Below are 20,702 nucleotides of genomic sequence, written 5' to 3'. Positions count from 1 at the left end.
GCATTTCCTCTTGCCCAATGGCGCCGGCCTGCCGACAATCGGGGCATTCAAAACAAAAAAAGGAATCGGCATGAAAGGCGACGCACAAGTCATCACCCACCTGCAGGCCCAGCTCAAAAACGAGCTCACCGCCATCAACCAGTATTTCGTGCACTACCGCATGTACAAGCACTGGGGCCTGGACAAGCTGGCCAAGAAGGAATACGAAGAGTCCATCGGCGAGATGAAACACGCCGACAAACTGATGGACCGCATCTTCATGCTTGACGGCCTGCCCAACCTGCAGGACCTCGGCAAGCTGATGATCGGCGAGGACGTGCCGGAAGCCCTGGCCTGTGACCTGAAGGCCGAAACCGGCGCCCAGGCCACCATCAAGGACGGCATCGCGCATTGCGAAAGCGTGCGTGACTATGTCTCGCGCGACCTGCTGCAAGGCATCCTGGACGACACCGAAGAGCACATCGACTTCCTGGAAACCCAGATCGAGCTGCTGACCAAGGTGGGCGTGCAGAACTACCTGCAAAGCCAGATGGGCGAACTCAGCTAGGCAGCACCCTGCGCAGCGCCGCAAGCGCTGCCTTGTTTCACGGCCGCCAAGGCCCTGCCTGAATCGAATGGCAGCCAGCATCTCCTGCAAACGAGAATAACTCTCATTCATGGGTTAAGCTATAGCCCCCGCCAGCCGACATGTTCATGTGAAGCCAGCCAGCAACCGGCCTGTGCTTCACCATGTCACTCCCCTCCTCTTTTTCTCACTCAAAAACCCTTCCAGCCCATGTGCAGCGGGTGCGAACAGCTAGCAAATTTGTAGCAACCTTCGTCCTCACGCCGCTGGCGCTGTGTGTGGCGCAACTGGGCCGGGCAGAAACGCCGCCGGCTCCGGCCACCGCCGCACCTGCCGGCAGCGAGCTGCCGCAGCTGCGTGAGGTGCGCATCAACGCCACTGTCGAAAAAGACGAGGGTTTTGCGCCCAATCAGGCGCAAAGCGCAGGCAAGGCGCCGATGCGCCTGCTGGAGACACCGCAGTCCATCAGCGTGGTCACACGCGAGCAGATGGAGTCGCGCCAGGCAACCAATCTGCAGCAGACCCTGCAGACGGTCGCCGGCGTCAGCCCGGTCAACTTCGGCCGGCGCGGTTTCGACGACATCAACATCCGCGGTTTCCGCTCGACCGAGTCCATCCTGATCGATGGCCTGGTGCAAAGCCCCGGCATGTGGACACGCCTGACGCCCTACGGCTATGAACGTTTCGAGGTGCTCAAGGGTGCAGCCTCGGTGCTGTACGGCCAGGTGCAGCCCGGCGGCATCGTCAACGCCGTCAGCAAGCGGCCCAAAAAGGAAGCGCTGTCCGAGGCTTCACTGGAGCTGGGAAGCTTCGGCCTGAAGACGCTGTCGGCCGACCTGAACCGCCCGCTGTCCGATTCGGGCAAGGCGGCATTTCGCATCAACGCCCAGATGTCCGACACCGAAGACCCGACCGACCTGGTCTACCGCAAGGACAGCTGGGTGGCGCCCTCGCTGGCGCTGGACCTCGGCCCGCAAACCGACCTGGTGCTTTTTGCCACCTACAGCCACAGCCAGTGGATGCGCCAGCAGGGCATCACCCCGTATGGCACGCTGCTGCCCAATCGCAATGGCGCCATTCCGCTGACGCGCTACACCGGCGATCCGGGCTTCGGCGCCTACGACATGGAACAGACCACCGTGGGTTATTCGCTGGAGCACCAGTTCAACCCCGATGTGGTGCTGCGCCAGAACGTGCGTTACGAAGAGGAAAAAGGCACCGGCAACTTTGTCGCCAACGGCACGCTGCAGGCCAACCAGCGCCTGCAGAACCGCACCGCCACCCGCCAGTACATGGACTACGACCTGCTGGCCACCGACACCTCGCTGCTGACGAGCTTCGAGGCGCTGGGCCTGAAGCACCGCGTGGTGACCGGGCTGGACGCCCGCACCGGTACCAGCTCGCAGGCCAGCCGCAGTTGCACGATTGCGCCCATGAACCTGTACAACCCGGTCTACGGCGTGCAGGCCACCTGCCCCGCAAACCTCACGAGCGACGCGCCATCGAAGCTCACGGCAACCGGGCTGTACGTACAGGACCAGATCAAATTCGGCCAAGGCTGGACGGCGCTGCTGGGCCTGCGCCACGACCATTCGACGACCGACACCGACAACCGGCTAACCAACCGGCGCACGGTGCAAAAGGACAAGGCCAACACCTTCTCGGGCGGCCTGGTTTACGAATTTGTGCCGGGCTGGTCCACCTACGCCAGTTATGGCGAATCTTTCCTGCCGGTATCGGGCCTGGCCTTTGACGGCAGCGCTTTCGTTCCGGAAACCGGCCAGCAATGGGAAGCCGGCCTCAAGTACGAGACGGCCAACCGGCAGGTCACCGGCGCACTGGCCGTGTACGACCTGCGCCGCCAGAACGTGACGACGGCCGACCCGGTCAACACCAATTTCAGCGTGCAGACCGGCGAGCAGCGGGCGCGCGGCTTGGAGCTGGAGCTGGGCGCCGACCTGCGCAACGGCTGGAAGCTGACCGCCGCCTACGCCTACACCGATGCGGAAGTCACGCGCGACAACAACGCCGCCATCGTCGGCAAACCCATCAACCTGACGCCCAAACACACGCTGGCCACCTGGGCCACCTACCGCCTGCAGGACCTCAAGCGCGTGACCGTGGGCCTGGGCGGGCGCTACGTCAGCGAGCAGGTGGGTGCGCTGCCGTTCACGCTGCCCTCCTACTTTGTGGCCGACACCTCGCTGAGTTACCACGGCGACCGCTTTCGTGTGACGGCAGGCATCAAGAACCTGTTCAACAAGGTGTATTACGCGGGCGCCATCAACGCCAACGTGGTCTCGCCGGCCGAACCGCGCAGCTTCGCGCTGAGCACCACGTTCTATTTCTGACACTCCCACCGAAGCCTGTCGTTTTTTGCCCTCAAAGGCAGCGCCACACAAGATCTCAAACGCGAATAATTCTCATTATTGTGTTAAGATTTGTAGATCGCCAGCCGACATCTCCGTGGAAATGTGAAGCCAGCCAGCAACCTGCCTGAGCCGTGCTTCACATGTCCTTTACATCCCGTTTCCTTGCGTCAAAAACCCACCCAGCCCTCGTCCTTCGAGCGCCGACAGCTACCAAACTGGTAGCAAAATTCAGCCTCACCCCGCTCGCGCTGTGCGCCGCGCAACTGGTCGGCGCCCAGGTCCTGCCGGACATCACCATCCGCGCCGACACCGAACAGGGCTACTCCCCGTCCAGCAGCACCGCCACCAAAAGCAGCGCGCCGCTGCGCGACATTCCGCAGACCGTCAACGTGGTGCCCGGCCAGCTGCTGCGCGACCAGGCCGCACGCTCCATGGAAGATGCGCTGCGCAACGTGCCCGGCGTGGCGGCCAGCCATGGCGACGGCCAGCGCGACCAGGTGATGATCCGCGGCTTCACGGCGATTACCGACCAGTTTTCCGACGGCCTGCGCGATGACGCCCTGTACTTCCGCGACCTGTCCAACGTCGAGCGCATCGAGGTGCTCAAGGGCCCTTCCGCCGTGCTGTACGGCCGGGGCTCCTCGGGCGGTCTGATCAACCGCATCACCAAAAAACCAAAATTCGGCGAGACATCGGGCGAGGCGGCGCTGATCCTGGGCAGCAACAAGCTCAGGCGCGTGGAGGCCGACGTGAACCTGCCGCTGGGCGAAGCGGCGGCCTTCCGCCTGAACGCGGCGCGCGAAGACTCCGGCAGCTACCGCGACCAGCAGTTCGTGGACCGCTACAGCTTTGCGCCGTCGCTGGCGCTCAAACTCAGCAACCAGACTTCCCTGCTGCTGCAATACACCCAGGCACGTGACCAGCGCGTGACAGACTTCGGCATCCCGGCACTCAACGGCCGCCCGGTCGATGTGCCGGCCAGTACCTATTACGGCTCGGGCAATGCCCGGCGCGACGACACCAGCACCAGCCTGGTCGACACCTACACCGCCACCCTGAACCACAGCTTCAATGATGCGTTCAGCGTGCGCAACACCACCCGCTACTACAGCTACGAGCTGGACCGCTACAACACCCTGCCCAGCGGCACGACGGACCCGGTAGCGCTGACGATAGGGCTGACCCGCAGCGCCGTCTTCCGCGACGAGTCGGGCTGGTTCAACCAGACCGACTTCACCTACAGGAACACGCTGGGCGGATTCAAGCAGGAGTGGCTGTTCGGCCTGGAAATGGGCCAGCAGAAGCGCCGCGCCGAATCGATCGCGGCCGGCACGGTGGCACGCGTGTCCATCTTCAACCCGGGCCTGGTGTCGGTGCCGTCATTCACCGCGGCCGCCAGGGCTGCCGACAGCGCCATACCGAACAACACCACGCAGGACGTGCTGGGCCTGTACCTGCAGGACCAGGTCACGCTGGCGAAAAACTGGAAGGCGCTGGCAGGCATCCGCTACGACGAGTTCAAGCAGTCCACCACTTTCGAGCGCAAGCTCGCACCGCTGGCCCGCACCGACCGCAGCTTCAGCCCACGCGCCGGCCTGGTGTGGCAGCCTACCGATGCGCAGTCGCACTACGTCTCGTACAGCCGCTCGTTCCAGCCCTCGGCCGAGGCCTTTGCCCTGGCCGGCAACAACGTGGCCAACGAACCGGAGATCACCCGCAACGTCGAGATCGGCAGCAAGCTCGGTTTCCTGGACGGCGCTCTCAGCGTGACGGCCGCCCTGTTCAACCTGCAGCGCAGCAACATCAAGAACACCGACCCGGCCAATCCCAGCCGGCAAATCAACGTGGGTACGCAGCGCACCAACGGGCTGGAGCTCACGGCCAGCGGCCGCCTGCCGGGCCGCTGGGACGTGAGCGCGGGTTACGCCTACCTGGACGGCGAAATGGTGGAGTCGGTGGCGCGTGTCACCTCGCTGCAGCTGCCGGTTGTTTCGGTGCCGTCGCTGGGCAAGGTTCCCGCGCTGACGCCGCGCCACTCGGCCTCCTTCTGGGCCATGAAAGACCTGGGCGACGGCTTCAGCGTGGGCGGTGGCCTCAACTACATGGGCGAGCGTTTCGCCTCGCTGACCAACCTTGTCGTGCTGCCGGCTTACCTGACCGGCGACCTGGCCGGCATTTACCGGACCGGCCGCTATGAATTCGGTGTGAACCTGAAAAACGTCACCGACAAGAAATACATCGTCTCCAGCCACGGCAGCAACGACAACCTGATCCTGCCCGGCGCGCCGCGCGAGCTGCAGCTGACGTTGCGCACCAGGTTCTGACCACCCCTTTGACGAGTCAAGCCATGAAATCACTTCAACTTCATCTGCTTTGTACGGCTGTGCTGGTACTTGCCGGCCAGGCCCACGCCCATCAAGTCTGGATCGAGCAAGACGCCCGGGGCGCCAAGCTCTACTTCGGCGAGTTTGGCGAGAATCTGCGCGAGGCCTCACCCGGGCGGCTGGACAGGTTTGTCAATCCGGTGGCGCACAAGCAGTCGGCGCAGGGCATGCAGCCGCTACACGCCGTCAAGACGGCCAATGGCTTTGCCCTGTCCGCCCGCGCGGCGAAAGGTGAGTCACTGTTGGCCGAGGAGCCCGTCTTCCCCATCGCCGAACGCAGGGATGGCGACAAAACCATCCGCAGCCTGTACGTGCCCGCCGCCCGGCTGGTGACGGGCCATGGCCGGCTGCAGCCCAAGCTGACGCTGGACCTGGTGCCTACCGGCCAGCCGGGCAAGGATGGCATGGAGGTGCAGGCTTTCTACATGGGCCAGCCCCTGCCCAAAGCCAAAGTGGCCGTGGCCACGCCTTCGGGCTGGACGCAGGAACACCGTGCCGACGAACAGGGCAAGCTCACCGTGAAGCTGCCGTGGAAGGGCCGCTACGTGCTGGAGCTTAAACACACCGGCGGCGCCGGCGAGCGCGCCGGCGAGCAGTACGACCGCGCCAGCTACGTCACCTCGCTCACGACGATGCAGCACCGCGGTTTGCCGGCCCTGCCCGCAGCGCCGCAGGCCTCACCGAACAAAAACTGACAAAGTCGGGGCCCAGCCATGCGATCAAGCCGGAATAGAGAGACAAATCAGTCCGCAGCCCCTATACATCGGGCGCAAGCAGCTATTGAATCAATAGCAAGTCTGGCCTGGCTCAGGATTTTGCAACGTGTTGCCGGCGCGCTGCTCGGCGGCTACGCCTTCACCGCGGCGCTGGTGGCGCTGCTGACCGTTGCGCTGGTGTACGCCGGCCTGTCGCGCAGCGAGGCCGTCGTGAGCGCGTCGATGTCCGGCTTTCTGGTCTACCTGTTGGTCTTGCTGTGGGCCTTCAGCGTGCGCAGCCTCACGCGCCTGTGGGCCATGCTGGCGGGCGCGACAGCGCTGACCTATGTGCTGACCTGGGGCTTGCTTCAGTTGCTTCGCTAAAGGAGTTCAGCGATGGAGACCACCTTCCGCAAATCCATGGCCTGGCTGCACACCTGGACCGGCGTGGTGATCGGCAGCGTCCTGTTCGCCATCTTCTGGATGGGCTCACTCAGCGTGTTCGACCGCGAAATTGACCGCTGGATGATGCCGGGCACGCGGCTCACGCCGGTCACCGCCGCGGCGCCTGTCAGGCTGGACGGCGCCATCAGCGCGCAAGCCCGGCTTTTTGCCAAGGGCTCCTCGCAGTGGTTCATCCGCCTGCCCAGCGAACGGGTGCCGGTGGTAGAGCTGGGCTGGCGCGACGAAGGCAGCAAACGCGTTGAGCGGCGCTACCTGCACCCGCAGACCGGCGCACTGCTTGAACAAACCGACACGCTCGCAGGCAGCGGCTTCATCTTCCCCTTCCACTACCGCCTGCACATCAAGTGGCTGGACCTGGGTTACTGGCTGGTGGGGTTGGCCGGCATGGCCATGCTGCTGCTGATCGTCAGCGGCGTCATCATCCACCGCAAGATTTTTGCAGACTTCTTTTTGTTCCGGCCCAAAAAACGCCTGCAGCGCGCCAGCCTGGACCTGCACAACCTGACCGGTGTGCTGGCCATGCCGTTTCACTTTGCCACTGCGCTGTCGGGCATCGTGATCCTGTTCACCATCTACTGGCCGAGCGCTTACCACGCAGCTTATGCGCAGGCCAAGGCTCCGCAGCGGGCTTTTTCCGCCGAGGGCTTCGGCCAATACCGCCGGCCCAAGGCGAATACACCGGGCCAGCCGCTGGCATCGCTTGACGCCATGCTGGCGAAAGCGGAGCAGCAGTGGCAAGGCGGCCGGGCCAGCTTCGTGCGGGTCTGGCACCCGGGCGACGCCAACAGTTATGTCGAGCTGCGCCGCGGTTATGCCGACAGGGTGACCATGAACCTCGACCAGCTCTACGTCGACGCAGCCACGGGCACCGTGCTGCGCAGCTTCGAGGCCGCGCCGGTGATGACGGTGCAGCGTTTTATCAGCGGCCTGCATTTCATCCAGTTCGACCACTGGACCTTGCGCTGGCTCTACTTCCTGGCCGGCTTGTCCGGCTGCGTGCTGATTGCCACCGGCAGCCTGTTCTGGCTTGAGGGCCGGCGCGCCAGCCATGCAAAAAAAGGACTGGCCGGCGTGCGGGTGGTGGAGGCGCTGACGGTGACCAGTGTGCCCGGCATCGTTATTGCCACGCTGGTGTTTTTTGCGGTCAACCGGCTGTTGCCGGCCGATGCGTCGCTGGCCGGCTGGAGCCGCGGAGAAGTCGAAGTCTGGGCCTTTTACCTGGCCTGGCTGACGACCCTGGCCCACGCCGCCCTGCGCGGCCGCGCGGCCTGGCGCGAACAAGCCTGGGCCGTGGCCGTGCTGGCCCTGCTGGCCGTGCTGCTGAACTGGGTCAGCACCGGTGACCACCTGGCCCACACGCTGGGCCAGGGGCTGTGGGCGGTGGCCGGCATGGACCTGCTGCTTCTGGCGATGGCCGGCCTGGCGTTTGTCACGGCGCGTCACCTGACCCGCAAGGCGCTCAGTGCAGCGCGCGCGCCGGCCGCTGCCGCCGAGCTGCCCGCCGCCTTGAAGAACCGCAACACCACCAGCCATGCGTGAAGTACTGCTGATGCTGGCCGCCTGGGTGGTTCTGCTGCTCGGCATGGCGTTGCTGGCGCTCAGCCAGGAGCGCCATCGGGATCGCATTTTTATATCAAACAGGCCTGCAGCCCTCGATATCCGGGCGCAACGAGCTACAGCTTTTATAGCAATCGGTCTGGGCCTGCCTGCCTGCATCGCCAGCCAGGGGGCCAGCTTCGGCAGCCTGTTGTGGCTGCTGCTGCTGTCCGCCGCCGCCCTGGCCGTGGCGCTCACGCTGACTTGGCGGCCGCAGTGGCTGCGCCCGCTGGCTGGCGCGGCACAAACAGTTTTTCAACGTCCATCCGCCTCAACCTCTAGGAGTTAAACCATGTTTCAAACCCTGCTGATCGCTTTTCGTGAGGGCCTCGAAGCCCTGCTCGTGGTGGCCATTGCCACGCTGTATTTGCGCCGCACCGGCCGGCTCCATTTGCTGGGAGCGATTCGCAGCGGCCTGGCCGTGGCCGTCTTGTTGTCACTGCTGCTGGGCTATACGCTGTCGCGCATCGGCGCCATGTCCCCCACGGCCGAGGGTGTCATGGCCCTGCTCGCCGCAGCGACGGTGCTCTGGTGTGTGGTGCACATGATGAAAGCCGGCAAGACCTTGGGCCGGGAAATCAACGCGCGACTTGACCGCGCCACCCTGCTCGACGGCTCCCGGGCCTGGCTGGCGGTGTTTGGCTTCACGCTGTTCATGGTCGGACGCGAAGGCGTGGAAACCGCCACCATGCTGGCCTCGCTGGCCTCCAGCGCCGAGCTGGGTTACATGGTCTGGGGCGGACTGACCGGCCTCGCTCTGGCCGCGGCGATTGCAGGGGCCTGGGTGCGTTACGGCAAGGCGGTGGACCTGGGCCGGTTTTTCCGCGTCACGGCCTGGTTCATGATGGTGTTCGCCTTGCAGCTGGTCATCTACGCGTTGCACGAATTCACCGAGTCTGCGCTGGTCCCCGGCATCGACAATGCCTGGTGGCATGCCGCCACCGAGGACCTGGCCGAAGGCACAACTGCGCAACTGGTTTCGCTGGCGCTGGTTCTGGTGCCCACGGTCTGGCTGGCGCTGGCGCACTGGCAGGACAGCCGCAGCGCTGGCAACACTGCCGTCAGGAGCTGAAGGCAGGTGCAGCTCACGCACCTGGCGGACAGAAAACCGCCAGAAAAGTAACCTGTTTGCACCAAGGTTATTGCAAATGCGATCGATTCGCATTTATACTTCAGACATCGACTTAACCACCAGCAAGCCAATCCCATGATCGTCTGTGTCTGCCGCCGAATCTCCGACCGCGAAATTGCCCGTCACGCCCGCGCGGGCCTGGGCTTTGACGAGATCCAGTTCGAACTCGGCGTCGCCACACAGTGCGGCCAGTGTGAAGGGTGTGCCCGGGACGTGGTGGCGCAATGCAGCGCCGCCTGTCCCACGGCCCACATCAAGCCGGGGATGCCTTTCCCCGCTCCCGCCGTGCGCGGCGTGGCTTTTGCGGGATGAGCCGCGAGGCGCAAAAGCCAAGGCAAGGCTGGGCGCCTTGCCTGATTTTGCAACGAAGTGGATTGCCCGCAAAACCACGCCCCTTCGGGTTCGGACCAAAACGGGCGCTTTCCTCACCAAACCCCTTGCGTGTGCCTTCGGGCACACGACGCGGCGTGTTGGCGAGCAAATCGTCCCGTTGTGGACCCGAACGCGCATGGCGGCAGTGGGGAGAGGCATCCCAACCACCACCCAACGGAAGGCCGCCCATGGAATCCTCTCTCACCCTCTTTGCAAGCCTCGCCGGCAGCCTGATCCTGGTGATCAGCCCGCTCTGGTGGATTTTCCGCCGCTAGCGCGTCCTTCGTTCCCGCACACGCGTTCCCCTTCGCATCCACTAGACTTCCGATGAACGCTCCCGCCATTTCGGGCTCCAACACCCCTGCACTTCCAACAAGCCCCGTGCGATTGCCGATCAGCCGCAACATCGTTATTGCCGCCAGCGTGGTCATCTTCCACGTGGCGGCACTGTGGGCGTTGCAAAACGGCCTGCTGCGCCGGGCCGTGGAACAAGTGGTGCCGGCCGAACTGCTGACGCGTATCATCGAAATCGAGCCGCCCAAGGTGGCACCGCCACCGCCACCGCCGCCCCCCAAACCCGCGCCGAAAACGGCCAAGCTGCCGCCGCCACCCATGCCCGTGGCCGTGCGGGACCCCGTGCCGGCGCCCCAGGCGCCCACCGGCGTGGTTGAACCCCAGCCGCCGGCACCCGCGGTGCTGGCGCCGGTGGCGCCCGCACCTGCGCCCCCCGCACCGCCGGCCCCGGCGCGCCTGGTGGAAATCACCCAGGGCGAAACCGAATACATCCGGCCGCCGCGTCCGGTCTACCCGGCCCTGAGCAAGCGCAGCGGCGAATCCGGCGTGGTCATCATTGCCGTTTACTACAGCAGCTCCGGCCACGCCAAACGTGCCGAAGTCTTCAAGTCCAGCGGCTTCGAGCGCCTGGACCGTGCGGCACGCGATGCCGTGATGGCCTCGCAGGTCACCCCTTTCCGGCGGGCGGGCGTCAACGAAGACACCCAGTTCCTGCTCAAAGCCCCGATTAATTTTGTTCTGGAGTAACTCATGAATTCACAATTTGGCCTGATGAACGTCTGGGCGCAAGGCGACTTCGTCACCCGGGCGGTGGCCCTGCTGCTGATCGGCATGTCGCTGGTGTCCTGGATCGTCATCCTCACCAAGACCCTGGACGTGCTGAAGTACAAGAAGATTGCCCGCAGCGCGGAAGACTTCTGGCACAGCGAAGACTTCGCCGCCGGCCTGGCCCGGCTGGGCAGCGACCCGGCCAACCCCTTCCGCCAGCTGGCCATCGAAGGCCGCGAGGCCACCGCCCACCACCGCAACACCAGGGCGCACCTGCACGACACGCTGGACGTCAGCGACTGGGTCACGCGCAGCCTGCGCAACACCATCGACGAGTTCACCTCGCGCCTGCAGTCGGGCCTGGCCATCCTGGCGTCGGTCGGTTCCACCGCGCCCTTCATCGGCCTGTTCGGCACGGTCTGGGGCATTTACCACGCGCTGCTGGCCATAGGCACGGCCGGCCAGGCGACCATCGACAAGGTGGCCGGCCCGATCGGCGAGTCGCTGATCATGACGGCGCTGGGCCTGGCGGTCGCCATTCCGGCGGTGCTCGGCTACAACGCGCTGGTGCGCGGCAACAAGGGGGTGCTGCACAAGCTCAACCGTTTTGCCCACGACCTGCACGCCTACTTCGTGACCGGCGCACGGGTCAGCAGCGGCGGCGCTGCCAATGTCGTGACCATGAAAAAAGCCTGACGCAGAAGGAGCACGCAGCATGGCCTTCGGAACCCAGGACGACACCGACGAGGTGATGAACGAGATCAACATGACGCCGCTGGTTGACGTGATGCTGGTGCTCCTGATCATCTTCATCATCACCGTGCCGGTGATGAAACACGCGGTCAACATCGATCTGCCGCGCGCCACCAACGAGGCGCAAAACGTCAAGCCCGAGACGGTGCGGCTCACGGTGGACGCCGACGGCGCCTACTACCTCAACGAGGCCAGGGTCGAGGATGCGGCGCTGGCGCCCAGTTTCCAGGCGGCGGCCGCGAAGGAGCCGCAGCCCGAACTGCACATCCGCGGCGACAAGGCGGTTCGCTACGAACGGGTGGCCCAGGCCATGGCCGCGGCGCAGCAGGCCGGGCTGCGCAAGATCGGCTTCATCACCGAACCCGTCAAGCCCTGACGGCCAGCGCTTGCGCCCTTCCGCATGACCACCTGGCGCTTGACGGCGCCAGGTTTTTTTCTGCGCGGCCCGTGGTGACCGGCACCCACGCCGACGCATTTTTTCAGGAAAAAATCGGGACCGGCGCTTGACTTTCAATTGAGAATAGTTATCATTACGATAACGACAACTCATCAGGTCCACCAAGGTCAACCATCATGTCCCCTGCACAACCTGCCTCCGCCACCCTGAGCCTGCCATCTCGCCGCAACGATCAGGCGGGAACCGCCACCCCGGCCGCCGCGCCCAGCTACAGCGCCACAGGCTCTGCCGTGGACAGCAACCAGTTGCTGCGCGGCCAGAAGGCCGTGGACATCATGCACAACGGCTCGACCTACCGCCTGCAGGCGACGCGCCTGGGCAAGCTGATCCTGACCAAGTAGCCGACAAATTTCATCGTGGGACGATCCGGGGCCGGCAACGGTCTCACAGGTCGTTTTTGCCAGCCAGCCAGCTGCCTTTCGGGCAGTTGCATTAGCCAGGCTTTTTTTCTCCACACGCCATGCAAAAAGCCGACCCGAGGGTCGGCTTTTATCATTGAAATCAGGCCCCGGCCCTTTTCCCGCCAGCGCGGTCAGCTATCAATTAAATAGCAAACACCCCCGGCAAACAACCGTTACAGACCGATGGCGGCCATGCCGGCACGCGCGATCTGCGCATCTTCGCTGGACTTCACGCCGCTGACGCCGACCGCGCCCAGGCACTGGCCGTCCTTCAGGATGGGCACGCCGCCCTCGAGCAGGCCCTTGAGCTCCGGCGCGCTCAGGAAAGAAAAGCGCCCGCCGTTGATCATGTCTTCGTAAATCTTGCTCTCGCGCCGGCCCATGGCCGCGGTATGGGCCTTGGCCGGTGCAATGTGGGCAGAGATGGGCGCGGCGCCGTCCAGCCGCTGCAGGTGCAGCAGGTGGCCGCCGTCGTCAACGATGGCAATCGTCACCGCCCAGCTGTTTTTCGTCGCTTCTGCGGCAGCGGCAGCGGCGATCGCCTGCACATCGGAAAATTCCAGCACTGTTTTTGATTTCATGGTGTTCCAGGGTTTGTTTGGGCAAAACATCAAGCATACGCAACTTTGCGGGCCGCAGCGGGTCCTATTGCGTACTTGGAAACTTGGAGAACCCTGACAAAAAGTAGGCAGTGCGCAGGGTTACTCCTTGAAAACCGCCACCGTCCCCTAAAATAACCTTGCCCGCATATGCAGGCCTCTAATGGAGAAGACCGGATGAATGACAATGTTCAAACCTTGGACCATGGCTACGTTGGCTCTGCCGAGCAACGCAACCGGGTCTTGCGCAACACTTACTGGCTGCTGGCGCTGAGCCTGCTGCCCACGGTGCTGGGCGCCTGGGTGGGCGTGGCCACGGGCATCACTGCCTCCCTCAGCGGCGGGCTGGGCCTGATCGTGTTCCTCGGCGGCGCCTTCGGCTTCATTTACGCTATTGAAAAGACCAAGAACTCTGCCGCCGGCGTGCCGGTGTTGCTGGCCTTCACTTTCTTCATGGGCCTGATGCTGTCGCGCATGATCGGCATGATTCTCGGCTTCAGGAATGGCAGCGAACTGATCATGACCGCCATGGGCGGCACCGCCGGCGTGTTTTTTGTCATGGCCACCCTGGCCAGCGTCATCAAGCGCGACATCTCCGGCATGGGCAAATGGCTGTTTGTCGGCGCCCTGGTCGTGATGGTGGGTTCCATCATCAACGTGTTTGTCGGCTCCACCGCCGGCATGATGGCGATCTCGGTCGCCGTGATCGGCATCTTCAGCGCCTACATGCTGTATGACCTCAAGCAGATCCTCGACGGTGGTGAAACCAACTACATCAGCGCCACGCTGGCCCTGTACCTGGACCTGTTCAATGTGTTCCAGGCCCTGCTGGCCCTGCTGGGCATCGCCGGTGGCGAGCGCGACTGAGCTTGTTCCCGTTCAGAAAAAGGGCCTTCGGGCCCTTTTTTCATGGGCACCCCTCGCCGGGGAAGCTCTGCAACCGATGGCGACCCGGCGTCAAGCCCGACAACACACCAACCGGGGCGCCGCCAATAGCTATCTATTCAATAGCAGCCTTCCCTTGCACACAAAGGGACGAGGTCAGATTTGATTGAAACCCAGCCACCAGGCCAATTTGCGCTGGATCAACAGAGCTAGCGTTAACCCCTATAAAGATGCACAACAAATACATCTTCTTACTACACTGGATGCAAGCACCCGGGCAACAGAGATCCGGATGCTTTCAAAGAAGAAAGAAGGTTGTTTGTATGCGTACCCCTCATTCAAGGAATTTTTCGCTGCTGGCCCTCGCGGCCGCCATGGCACTTGCCAGTCTGGGCGCGGCTGCGGCGCCGCCCGCAGCCACCCAGAGCGGCGCATCGCGCGCGCCGGCAACTGAGCAGGCCAAGGGCGCCGTCAAGAAGTACACGCTCGAAACCGGCATCGTCAACGGCAAGATGGTGTTCATCGACGACCGCGGCCAGGTCAACCCGGTGCTGCGCGCCAATGTGGGTGACACGGTTGAAATCCGCCTCAAAAGCGGCGAAGGTGCGCAGCACGACATCGCCATTCCCGACCTGAAGGTTCAGTCGCAGAAATTCGACGCCGCCAGCGGCCCCACGACCGTGCGTTTCACCGTCACGCAGGCGGGCAAATTTACCTACTACTGCACCATCGCCGGCCACCGCCAGATCGGCATGGAAGGCGTGTTCGAGGTCGCCGGCACCAGCATCGCCGGGGCGACACCAAAGGCCACCGCGAAGACCACCGGCGTCCCCGGTGCCGATCTGTACACCGCACCCGCCGTGCGGCCCGCCGACGCGGCCGCCGTGAGTGTGGCGATGGACCCGGCGGCCGTGCCCGCCCCGATTGGTGCCCGCGCGCCCCAGCACCTGAAGTACCGCATGGAAACCGTGGAACTGGCCGGCAAGCTTGACGACGGCACCAGCTTCACGTACTGGACCTTCGACCGCAAGGTGCCCGGCCCCATGCTGCGCGCCCGCATCGGCGACACCATCGAGCTGACCCTGGCCAATGCCCGCGACAGCAAGATGATCCATTCCATCGACCTGCATGCGGTGACCGGTGGCCATGGCGGCGGCGAACACACCCAGGTCGGCCCCGGCCAGGAAAAAACCATCACCTTCAAGGCGCTGAACGCCGGGCTGTATGTGTACCACTGCGCCACGCCGCTGGTGCCGCAGCACATCTCGGCCGGCATGTACGGCATGATCCTGGTCGAGCCCGAAGGCGGCCTGTCCAAGGTGGACCGCGAGTACTACGTGATGCAGGGCGACATGTACACCACACGGCCGCACGGTGCCAGGACGCACCAGGATTTCGACCTGGACAAGATGGCGGCCGAGCTGCCTGACTATTACGTCTTCAACGGCGCGGTGGGCTCGCTGACCAAGGAGCACAAGCTCACCGCCCAAGTCGGCGAAACCGTGCGCATCTTCTTCGGTGTCGGCGGCCCGAACAAGATCTCGTCCTTCCACGTGATCGGCGAGATCTTCGACAAGGTCTACAGCGAAGGGTCGATCAGTTCGCCCAAACGCGATGTGCAGACCACGCTGGTCGCCCCCGGCGGCGCCACCATCGTCGAGTTCAAGGTGGACTACCCGGGCAGCTACCTGCTGGTGGACCACGCCCTGTCGCGGGCCGGCAAGGGGCTGGTCGGCATGCTGGAAGTCACGGGTGCCGCAGACGCGGGCATCTACAAGGCACACTCGCCCGGCAAGGTCGGTGCCACGCACTAAGTCCACGCCGGTCAACGGCTTGTTCGGGGCTGTCCGCTGTCATGGCGGACAGCCTTTTTTACGTCCTCATGGGACGGCGCCGACCGGAAGCCGCTCAAACACGGCCATCGATTCCACATGCGCGGTGTGCGGGAACATGTTGACCACACCGGCGGCGGTGCAGCGGTAACCCGCGTCATTGACCAGCACGCCCGCATCACGCGCCAGCGTCGCCGGGTTGCAGCTGACATACACGATGCGCTGCGGTGGCGTCCAGTCGCCGATCTGCAGGTTTTGCTGCCCGCCAGCATCGTCGCAAGGCACACCGGTCACGGTTTGCTGATGCAGCGCGGCCAGCGCCTTGAACAGCTCGAACGCGCCTTCGCGCGGCGGATCGACCAGCCACTTGTCAGCGGCGCCGTCTCTGACCAGCATGCCGGGGCTGATCTCGAAAAGGTTGCGCGCTACAAATTTGGTAGCTGCCAGCGCCCGCCCCGTCCGGGCTGAGGCCTTGTTTGACGCATAGTTTTCGCGCGAGCGGGCGACCAGCACCTCGCTGCCCTCGATGCCCAGCACCTCGCGCGCCTGGGTGGCCAGCGGCAAGGTGAAATTGCCGAGCCCGCAAAACCAGTCGATCACACGCTCGTGCGCCTGCACGCCGAGCAGGCGCAGCGCGCGCGACACCAGCACCTGGTTGATGTGCGGGTTGACCTGGGTGAAGTCGGTCGGCTTGAAGGGCATGGTGATGCCGTAGTCGGGCAGGCCGTAGGCCAGCTGCATTGGGTCAGCCTGCCCTGAGCCTGTCGAAGGGTCGAGCAGCTTGACCGTCTCCAGCCCGCCGGGCTGCAGCCACCATTGCAGGCCGGGATGGGCCAGCGCAAAGGCGCGCAGTTTCGCCAGGTCGCCGCCGGACAGCGGCTCCATGTGGCGCAGCACCATGGCCGTCACCGTGTCGCCGCAGGCCAGCTCGATCTGCGGCAGGGTTTCCTTGGCGTCCATGCCGGCGATCAGCGCGCGCAGCGGCAGCAGCAGGTCGCTGACATGCTTGGGCAACACGTGGCACTCGCGCATGTCGGCGACATAACCGCTCTTGCGCTCATGAAAACCCACCAGCACCTCGCCCTTCTTGCGCACAAAACGCACCGACAGGCGGGCCCGGTAGCGGTAGTTCCACGCCGGTCCTTCAATCGGCCTGAGCACCATGTCGGCCTTGAGCTTGCCGATGTGCCAGAGGTTGTCTTCGAGCACACGCTGCTTGACGGCCACCTGGGCGCCCACCTGCAGGTGCTGCATCTTGCAGCCGCCGCAGGCGCCGGTGTGCAGGCCGAAGTGCGGGCACTGCGGGCGCACGCGCTGCGAGGACTCGTGCAGCACGGCCATCAGCGTGGCTTTCTCGAAACTCGGTTTCTTGCGGTAGACGCTGGCGCTGACGGTCTCGAAGGGCAAGGCACCTTCGATGAACACCACCTTGCCGTCCTCCCGGTGCGCAATGCCCTGGGCCTCGATGTCGAGCGATTCGACGGTGAGCACATCGGGCGGGTACTCGGTTAACGCGGGGGCCGGCTGGTGCTGCGGCTGCTGGTGTTTTCTTCTGGACATCCCCCATTGTCTCAGGCCTGTACTGCAGCCCGGAAGTAGCGAAACATAATGAAAGTGATGGCTTCGTGCCCAGGGCAAGGCGCAAGCCGCAGCGAAGGCTGTACGCCTTCGCAAGGATTGCAACGCCTCCATGGGTGCGAAGGCGCGCTTTCATGTTTCGATATTTTCGGATTGCAGTACTAAGCTACCATTTTCGGAACCCCTACACCCGACAAAGGAGTGAAGCATGGACATACGCATCTGCATCGACGTGGACGACATGGAACGCGCCATCGCGTTTTACACGGGCGGGCTGGGCCTACGCTGCGGCCGGCGGTTTCAGAATGCCTTTGTGGAACTGCTGGGCGCCAGCAGCCCGCTGGACCTGCTGCTCAATGCGCCTGGAACACACCCTGTTGCCGGCAGCACCGCGAGACGCAGCTACGACCGCCACTGGACACCGGTGCACCTGGACTTCGTGGTGGACGACATCGACGCCGCCGTCAGCCGGCTGCTGCAACACGGCGCCGTGCTCGAGCAGCCGGTGACAGACCGCGTCTGGGGTCGCATCGCCGGGCTGGCCGATCCTTTCGGCCACGGCATTGATCTGTTGCAGTTCACGGGCCGCGGATATGACGAGATCCCCAGCGGCCAGGATCAGCTACCAAGCTGATAGCAGCTTGCGCCCGCCGAATAAGGGCTGGAGGCCGATTTTATGCATCAACGGGCCGCCATCAGTCCATGAAAAAAGCCCTGCATGCAGGGCTTTTGGGTTCGAAGCGAAGCGCCGGTTTATTTGGCGGGCAGGAACTTGGCCGGGTCCACCGGTTTGCCCTGCTTGCGGATTTCAAAATGCAGCTTGACGCGGTCGGTGTCGCTGGCGCCCATTTCGGCAATCTTCTGGCCCTTGCGCACCGACTGGTCTTCCTTGACCAGCAGGGTGTGGTTGTGCGCGTAGGCGGTCAGGAAGGTGTTGTTGTGCTTGAGGATGATCAGGTTGCCGTAACCCCGCAGGCCGGCGCCGGCATACACCACGCGGCCATCGGCAGACGCCATCACCGGGTCGCCGGTTTTGCCCGCGATGTCCATGCCCTTGTTCTTGGCCTCGTCAAAACCTGCCAGCACCGGACCCTGCGCCGGCCAGATCCAGGCGAGATCGTCGTCGCCGCCCGATGCGGGAGCCGATGGCGCCGATGCCGCAGGTTTGGCGGCGCTGGCGCTCGCGGTGGCCGGGGCGCTGCTGGCAGGTGCCGGGGCAGTCGGCGTGACCGAGCTGGACGTCACGGGCCGGGACACGGCCACCGAACTCTCGACCGGCGGCGTCACGCGCAACACCTGGCCGACTTCGATCAGGTTGGGGTTCTCAAGATTGCTCCAGCGCCCGATGTCGCGCCAGTTCTGGCCGGTGTCCAGCCCGATGCGGATCAGGGTGTCGCCCGGCTTGACCGTGTAGTAGCCGGGCTTGCCGGCGTTTTCGGCACCCGGCAGCGGCTTGGCGCTGGCAGGGTCGACCGCGACCACAGGCGCACGCCCCATGCCGGCGCCGCGGTCCTCGACCGGTGCGCGGCCCAGGCTGCGCGTTCCGCAGGCGGACAGCAGCAGGACCACGGCGGCCAGAAAACAGGTCGTCAGCAGGCGGCCAGCACGCTGCCCGCCGGGCTGGCTTTCAGGAGCGGTGTAAAGAGACGCTGTCATGGCCGATCCGGCTTGTTCATTCATTGCTTGATTCACCCTTTTTTTTGCAAAGCTGCTGGTCAATTCTGCGTTCGTGACGCTGGGAGACACCATGAACGTACTTGGGTTCATGCCTGCTCAACTGGTTCCCGATTTTAAAGGTACAAAGTGCACGGCCTCCAGAACAGTCTGTGTAACACCGTTCGCCGTCCTGTCAAGCACCACCAGCGCCTGGGCACCGCCGGCCACATGCATGGGCGCCACCAGGCGACCGCCGACCGCGAGCTGCTCGACCCAGGCCGGCGGAATCGCCTCGCCGCCGGCCGCCGCAATGATGGCCGCGTAAGGCGCGCCCTTGGCATAACCGGCCATGCCGTCACCAAACAGCAGATGCACATTGGCCAGGCGAAAGGCCCGCAGGTTCTCGCGCGCCTTGTCGTGCAGCCCGCGCAGGCGCTCGATGCTGTAGACCTCGGTGGCGAGCTGTCCCAGCAGGGCCGCCTGGTAGCCGCAGCCGGTGCCGATTTCCAGCACACGCCCCAGCTTGCCCTCGGTGCTGCCCGCGCCTTGGCGCAGCAGCTCGAGCATGCGGGCCACCACATTGGGCTTGGAAATCGTCTGGCCCAGCCCGATCGGCAGGCTGGTGTCTTCATAGGCCTGGTTGACCAGCGCCGTGTCGACAAAACGGTGGCGCTCGACATGGCCCATGGCGGCGAGCACCTGGGCGTCCGAGATGCCCTGTGCCGCAAGCTTGCTGACCATGCGCGTACGCACCGCCCGGGAGTCCAGGCCGACACCGCTCGTCAGTACGGTTTTGGCTGGTTTTTTAGAGTCAAAAATGCCTGTATCCCTTTCCGGATGGACGCGACCAGCTACCTTTTTGGTAGCAGATGGCGTGCCGGCATCGGGCTCGAGGCGAACCGGAAAGCCCGGCCGCCGGGCCGGCGTGGCCCCGGCCGCGGAGGCCGCCGGAGCGGACGGATTGAAGGGCGGCTTCAGCGGGGACGTCATGCCGCGGCCTGGGCGGGCTCGGCCACCGGCCCGCTGCGGACGGCCTGGCTCAGCTGGGCGGCCGTCTGCGCCCAGTAGGGCAGCCGCTCATGGTCCGTCAGGTCGACCTGCAGCGGCGTGATCGAGACAAAGCCGTGCCGGGTGGCAAAAAAGTCCGTGCCCTCGCCCTCTTCCTTGGCCGCGCCGGCGCCGCCTATCCAGTACATGGTTTCGCCGCGCGGACTGGTCTGCATGATGACCCGCTCGGCCGCGTGGCGCCGGCCCAGGCGGCAGACCTTGAAGCCCTGGATCTGCGCGTCCGGCAGGTTGGGAATGTTCACATTGAGCAGCCAGGGCGCCAGCGTCGGCTGCGCACCTTCGGCAATCTTCTCGAGCGAAGGCATCAGCTGCTGCACCAGGTCGCGCGCACGCCGCCCGGCCACGTCGATGTGAGCCCAGCCCTTTTCGGTCTGCGAAAACGCAATCGAGGGAATGCCGAACAGATAGCCCTCCATGGCGGCCCCCACGGTGCCCGAATAAATCGTGTCGTCGCCCATGTTGGCGCCGTTGTTGATGCCCGAGACCACCAGGTCCGGCCGGTAGCCGAGCAGCCCGGTCAGCGCAATGTGCACACAGTCGGCCGGCGTGCCGTTGATGTAGCGAAAACCGTTGGCCGCCGTCTGCACGTACATCGGCGAATGCAGGGTCAGGGCGTTCGATTTGGCGCTGTTGTTCTGCTCGGGTGCAACAACCTCCACGTCGGCAATGTCCTTCAGGGCCTCGTACAGGGCAATGATGCCGGAGGCCTGGTAGCCGTCGTCGTTGCAGATCAGGATTTTCATGATCCGATTTTAAGGTCTCAAGGGTGACAAACCGGGGCCATGCCGCGTCTATTTGGCCCCGCAACCTGCCTATGATGTGTTCACCTG

At 64.5% G+C, this 20,702-nt stretch carries 21 protein-coding genes; 16 read left to right on the top strand and 5 right to left on the bottom strand.

Annotated elements, in window-relative coordinates; all coding sequences use genetic code 11:
- Positions 1 to 70: 70 nt before the first annotated feature.
- From bfr to B7G52_RS03400, 13 genes are all read left to right on the top strand, one after another.
- A complete protein-coding gene (bfr, locus tag B7G52_RS03460; protein ID WP_096696253.1) occupies positions 71 to 547 on the top strand; it encodes a bacterioferritin in 477 nt (158 codons plus the stop codon).
- 182 nt (positions 548 to 729) lie between these two features.
- Positions 730 to 2,916, top strand: a complete 2,187-nt coding sequence (locus B7G52_RS03455; protein ID WP_096696252.1) for a TonB-dependent siderophore receptor — start codon at positions 730 to 732, stop codon at positions 2,914 to 2,916.
- A gap of 161 nt (positions 2,917 to 3,077) precedes the next feature.
- Positions 3,078 to 5,261: a TonB-dependent siderophore receptor gene (locus B7G52_RS03450; protein WP_096696251.1), complete on the top strand. Its 2,184-nt coding sequence runs from the start codon at positions 3,078 to 3,080 to the stop codon at positions 5,259 to 5,261.
- Positions 5,262 to 5,284: 23 nt separating this feature from the next.
- Entirely contained in the window at positions 5,285 to 6,016 is a 732-nt protein-coding gene (locus tag B7G52_RS03445) for a DUF4198 domain-containing protein (RefSeq protein WP_096696250.1), read from the top strand.
- A 120-nt stretch (positions 6,017 to 6,136) separates the two neighbouring features.
- On the top strand, positions 6,137 to 6,400 hold the full coding sequence (locus B7G52_RS03440; RefSeq protein ID WP_205853023.1) for an iron uptake protein: 264 nt from the start codon (positions 6,137 to 6,139) through the stop codon (positions 6,398 to 6,400).
- Positions 6,401 to 6,412: 12 nt separating this feature from the next.
- On the top strand, positions 6,413 to 8,020 hold the full coding sequence (locus B7G52_RS03435; protein WP_096696249.1) for a PepSY domain-containing protein: 1,608 nt from the start codon (positions 6,413 to 6,415) through the stop codon (positions 8,018 to 8,020).
- A complete protein-coding gene (locus B7G52_RS03430; protein WP_096696248.1) occupies positions 8,013 to 8,366 on the top strand; it encodes a DUF3325 family protein in 354 nt (117 codons plus the stop codon). Before B7G52_RS03435 ends, B7G52_RS03430 begins: the two co-directional genes overlap by 8 nt.
- A 3-nt stretch (positions 8,367 to 8,369) precedes the next feature.
- On the top strand, positions 8,370 to 9,149 hold the full coding sequence (locus tag B7G52_RS03425) for an FTR1 family protein (RefSeq protein WP_096696247.1): 780 nt from the start codon (positions 8,370 to 8,372) through the stop codon (positions 9,147 to 9,149).
- A gap of 135 nt (positions 9,150 to 9,284) precedes the next feature.
- Positions 9,285 to 9,521, top strand: coding sequence for a bacterioferritin-associated ferredoxin (locus B7G52_RS03420; RefSeq protein WP_096696246.1), 237 nt, complete (start codon positions 9,285 to 9,287; stop codon positions 9,519 to 9,521).
- A gap of 441 nt (positions 9,522 to 9,962) precedes the next feature.
- A complete protein-coding gene (locus B7G52_RS03415; protein WP_240523305.1) occupies positions 9,963 to 10,622 on the top strand; it encodes an energy transducer TonB in 660 nt (219 codons plus the stop codon).
- A gap of 3 nt (positions 10,623 to 10,625) precedes the next feature.
- Positions 10,626 to 11,339: a MotA/TolQ/ExbB proton channel family protein gene (locus B7G52_RS03410; protein ID WP_096696244.1), complete on the top strand. Its 714-nt coding sequence runs from the start codon at positions 10,626 to 10,628 to the stop codon at positions 11,337 to 11,339.
- Between the two features lie 19 nt (positions 11,340 to 11,358).
- Positions 11,359 to 11,772: a biopolymer transporter ExbD gene (locus B7G52_RS03405; RefSeq protein ID WP_096696243.1), complete on the top strand. Its 414-nt coding sequence runs from the start codon at positions 11,359 to 11,361 to the stop codon at positions 11,770 to 11,772.
- 197 nt (positions 11,773 to 11,969) lie between these two features.
- Positions 11,970 to 12,194, top strand: a complete 225-nt coding sequence (locus B7G52_RS03400) for a hemin uptake protein HemP (protein ID WP_096696242.1) — start codon at positions 11,970 to 11,972, stop codon at positions 12,192 to 12,194.
- A gap of 233 nt (positions 12,195 to 12,427) precedes the next feature.
- On the opposite strand, the gene B7G52_RS03395 is transcribed toward B7G52_RS03400, so the two are convergent.
- Positions 12,428 to 12,835 (bottom strand): heme-binding protein, encoded by a 408-nt coding sequence (locus B7G52_RS03395; protein WP_096667921.1) that lies wholly within the window; start codon positions 12,833 to 12,835, stop codon positions 12,428 to 12,430.
- 195 nt (positions 12,836 to 13,030) lie between these two features.
- Between B7G52_RS03395 and B7G52_RS03390 the strand changes: the two genes are divergently transcribed.
- The gene (locus B7G52_RS03390; RefSeq protein ID WP_096696241.1) at positions 13,031 to 13,720 is read left to right on the top strand and encodes a Bax inhibitor-1/YccA family protein; all 690 of its coding nucleotides are present in this window, start codon (positions 13,031 to 13,033) and stop codon (positions 13,718 to 13,720) included.
- A gap of 341 nt (positions 13,721 to 14,061) precedes the next feature.
- Positions 14,062 to 15,552 carry a copper-containing nitrite reductase gene (nirK, locus tag B7G52_RS03385; protein WP_096696240.1) on the top strand — a complete coding sequence of 497 codons (1,491 nt, stop codon included), beginning with the start codon at positions 14,062 to 14,064 and terminating at the stop codon, positions 15,550 to 15,552.
- Between the two features lie 66 nt (positions 15,553 to 15,618).
- Here the strand turns inward: nirK and rlmD are convergent, their stop codons facing one another.
- A complete protein-coding gene (gene rlmD / locus B7G52_RS03380) occupies positions 15,619 to 17,130 on the bottom strand; it encodes a 23S rRNA (uracil(1939)-C(5))-methyltransferase RlmD (protein WP_096696239.1) in 1,512 nt (503 codons plus the stop codon).
- A gap of 226 nt (positions 17,131 to 17,356) precedes the next feature.
- Between rlmD and B7G52_RS03375 the strand changes: the two genes are divergently transcribed.
- Positions 17,357 to 17,782: a VOC family protein gene (locus B7G52_RS03375; protein ID WP_096696238.1), complete on the top strand. Its 426-nt coding sequence runs from the start codon at positions 17,357 to 17,359 to the stop codon at positions 17,780 to 17,782.
- Positions 17,783 to 17,901: 119 nt separating this feature from the next.
- Here B7G52_RS03375 and B7G52_RS03370 read toward each other — a convergent pair whose 3' ends face one another.
- From B7G52_RS03370 to surE, 3 genes are all read right to left on the bottom strand, one after another.
- The gene (locus B7G52_RS03370) at positions 17,902 to 18,804 is read right to left on the bottom strand and encodes a peptidoglycan DD-metalloendopeptidase family protein (protein WP_096696275.1); all 903 of its coding nucleotides are present in this window, start codon (positions 18,802 to 18,804) and stop codon (positions 17,902 to 17,904) included.
- Positions 18,805 to 18,921: 117 nt separating this feature from the next.
- On the bottom strand, positions 18,922 to 19,794 hold the full coding sequence (locus B7G52_RS03365; RefSeq protein WP_096696237.1) for a protein-L-isoaspartate(D-aspartate) O-methyltransferase: 873 nt from the start codon (positions 19,792 to 19,794) through the stop codon (positions 18,922 to 18,924).
- Positions 19,791 to 20,615, bottom strand: coding sequence for a 5'/3'-nucleotidase SurE (gene surE / locus B7G52_RS03360; protein WP_096696236.1), 825 nt, complete (start codon positions 20,613 to 20,615; stop codon positions 19,791 to 19,793). Before surE ends, B7G52_RS03365 begins: the two co-directional genes overlap by 4 nt.
- Between the last annotated feature and the right edge of the window lie 87 nt (positions 20,616 to 20,702).

Source organism: Polaromonas sp. AER18D-145 (assembly GCF_002379095.1).
Classification (GTDB): Bacteria; Pseudomonadota; Gammaproteobacteria; order Burkholderiales; family Burkholderiaceae_C; genus Polaromonas.
This window is presented reverse-complemented; position numbering and strand designations above follow the sequence as displayed.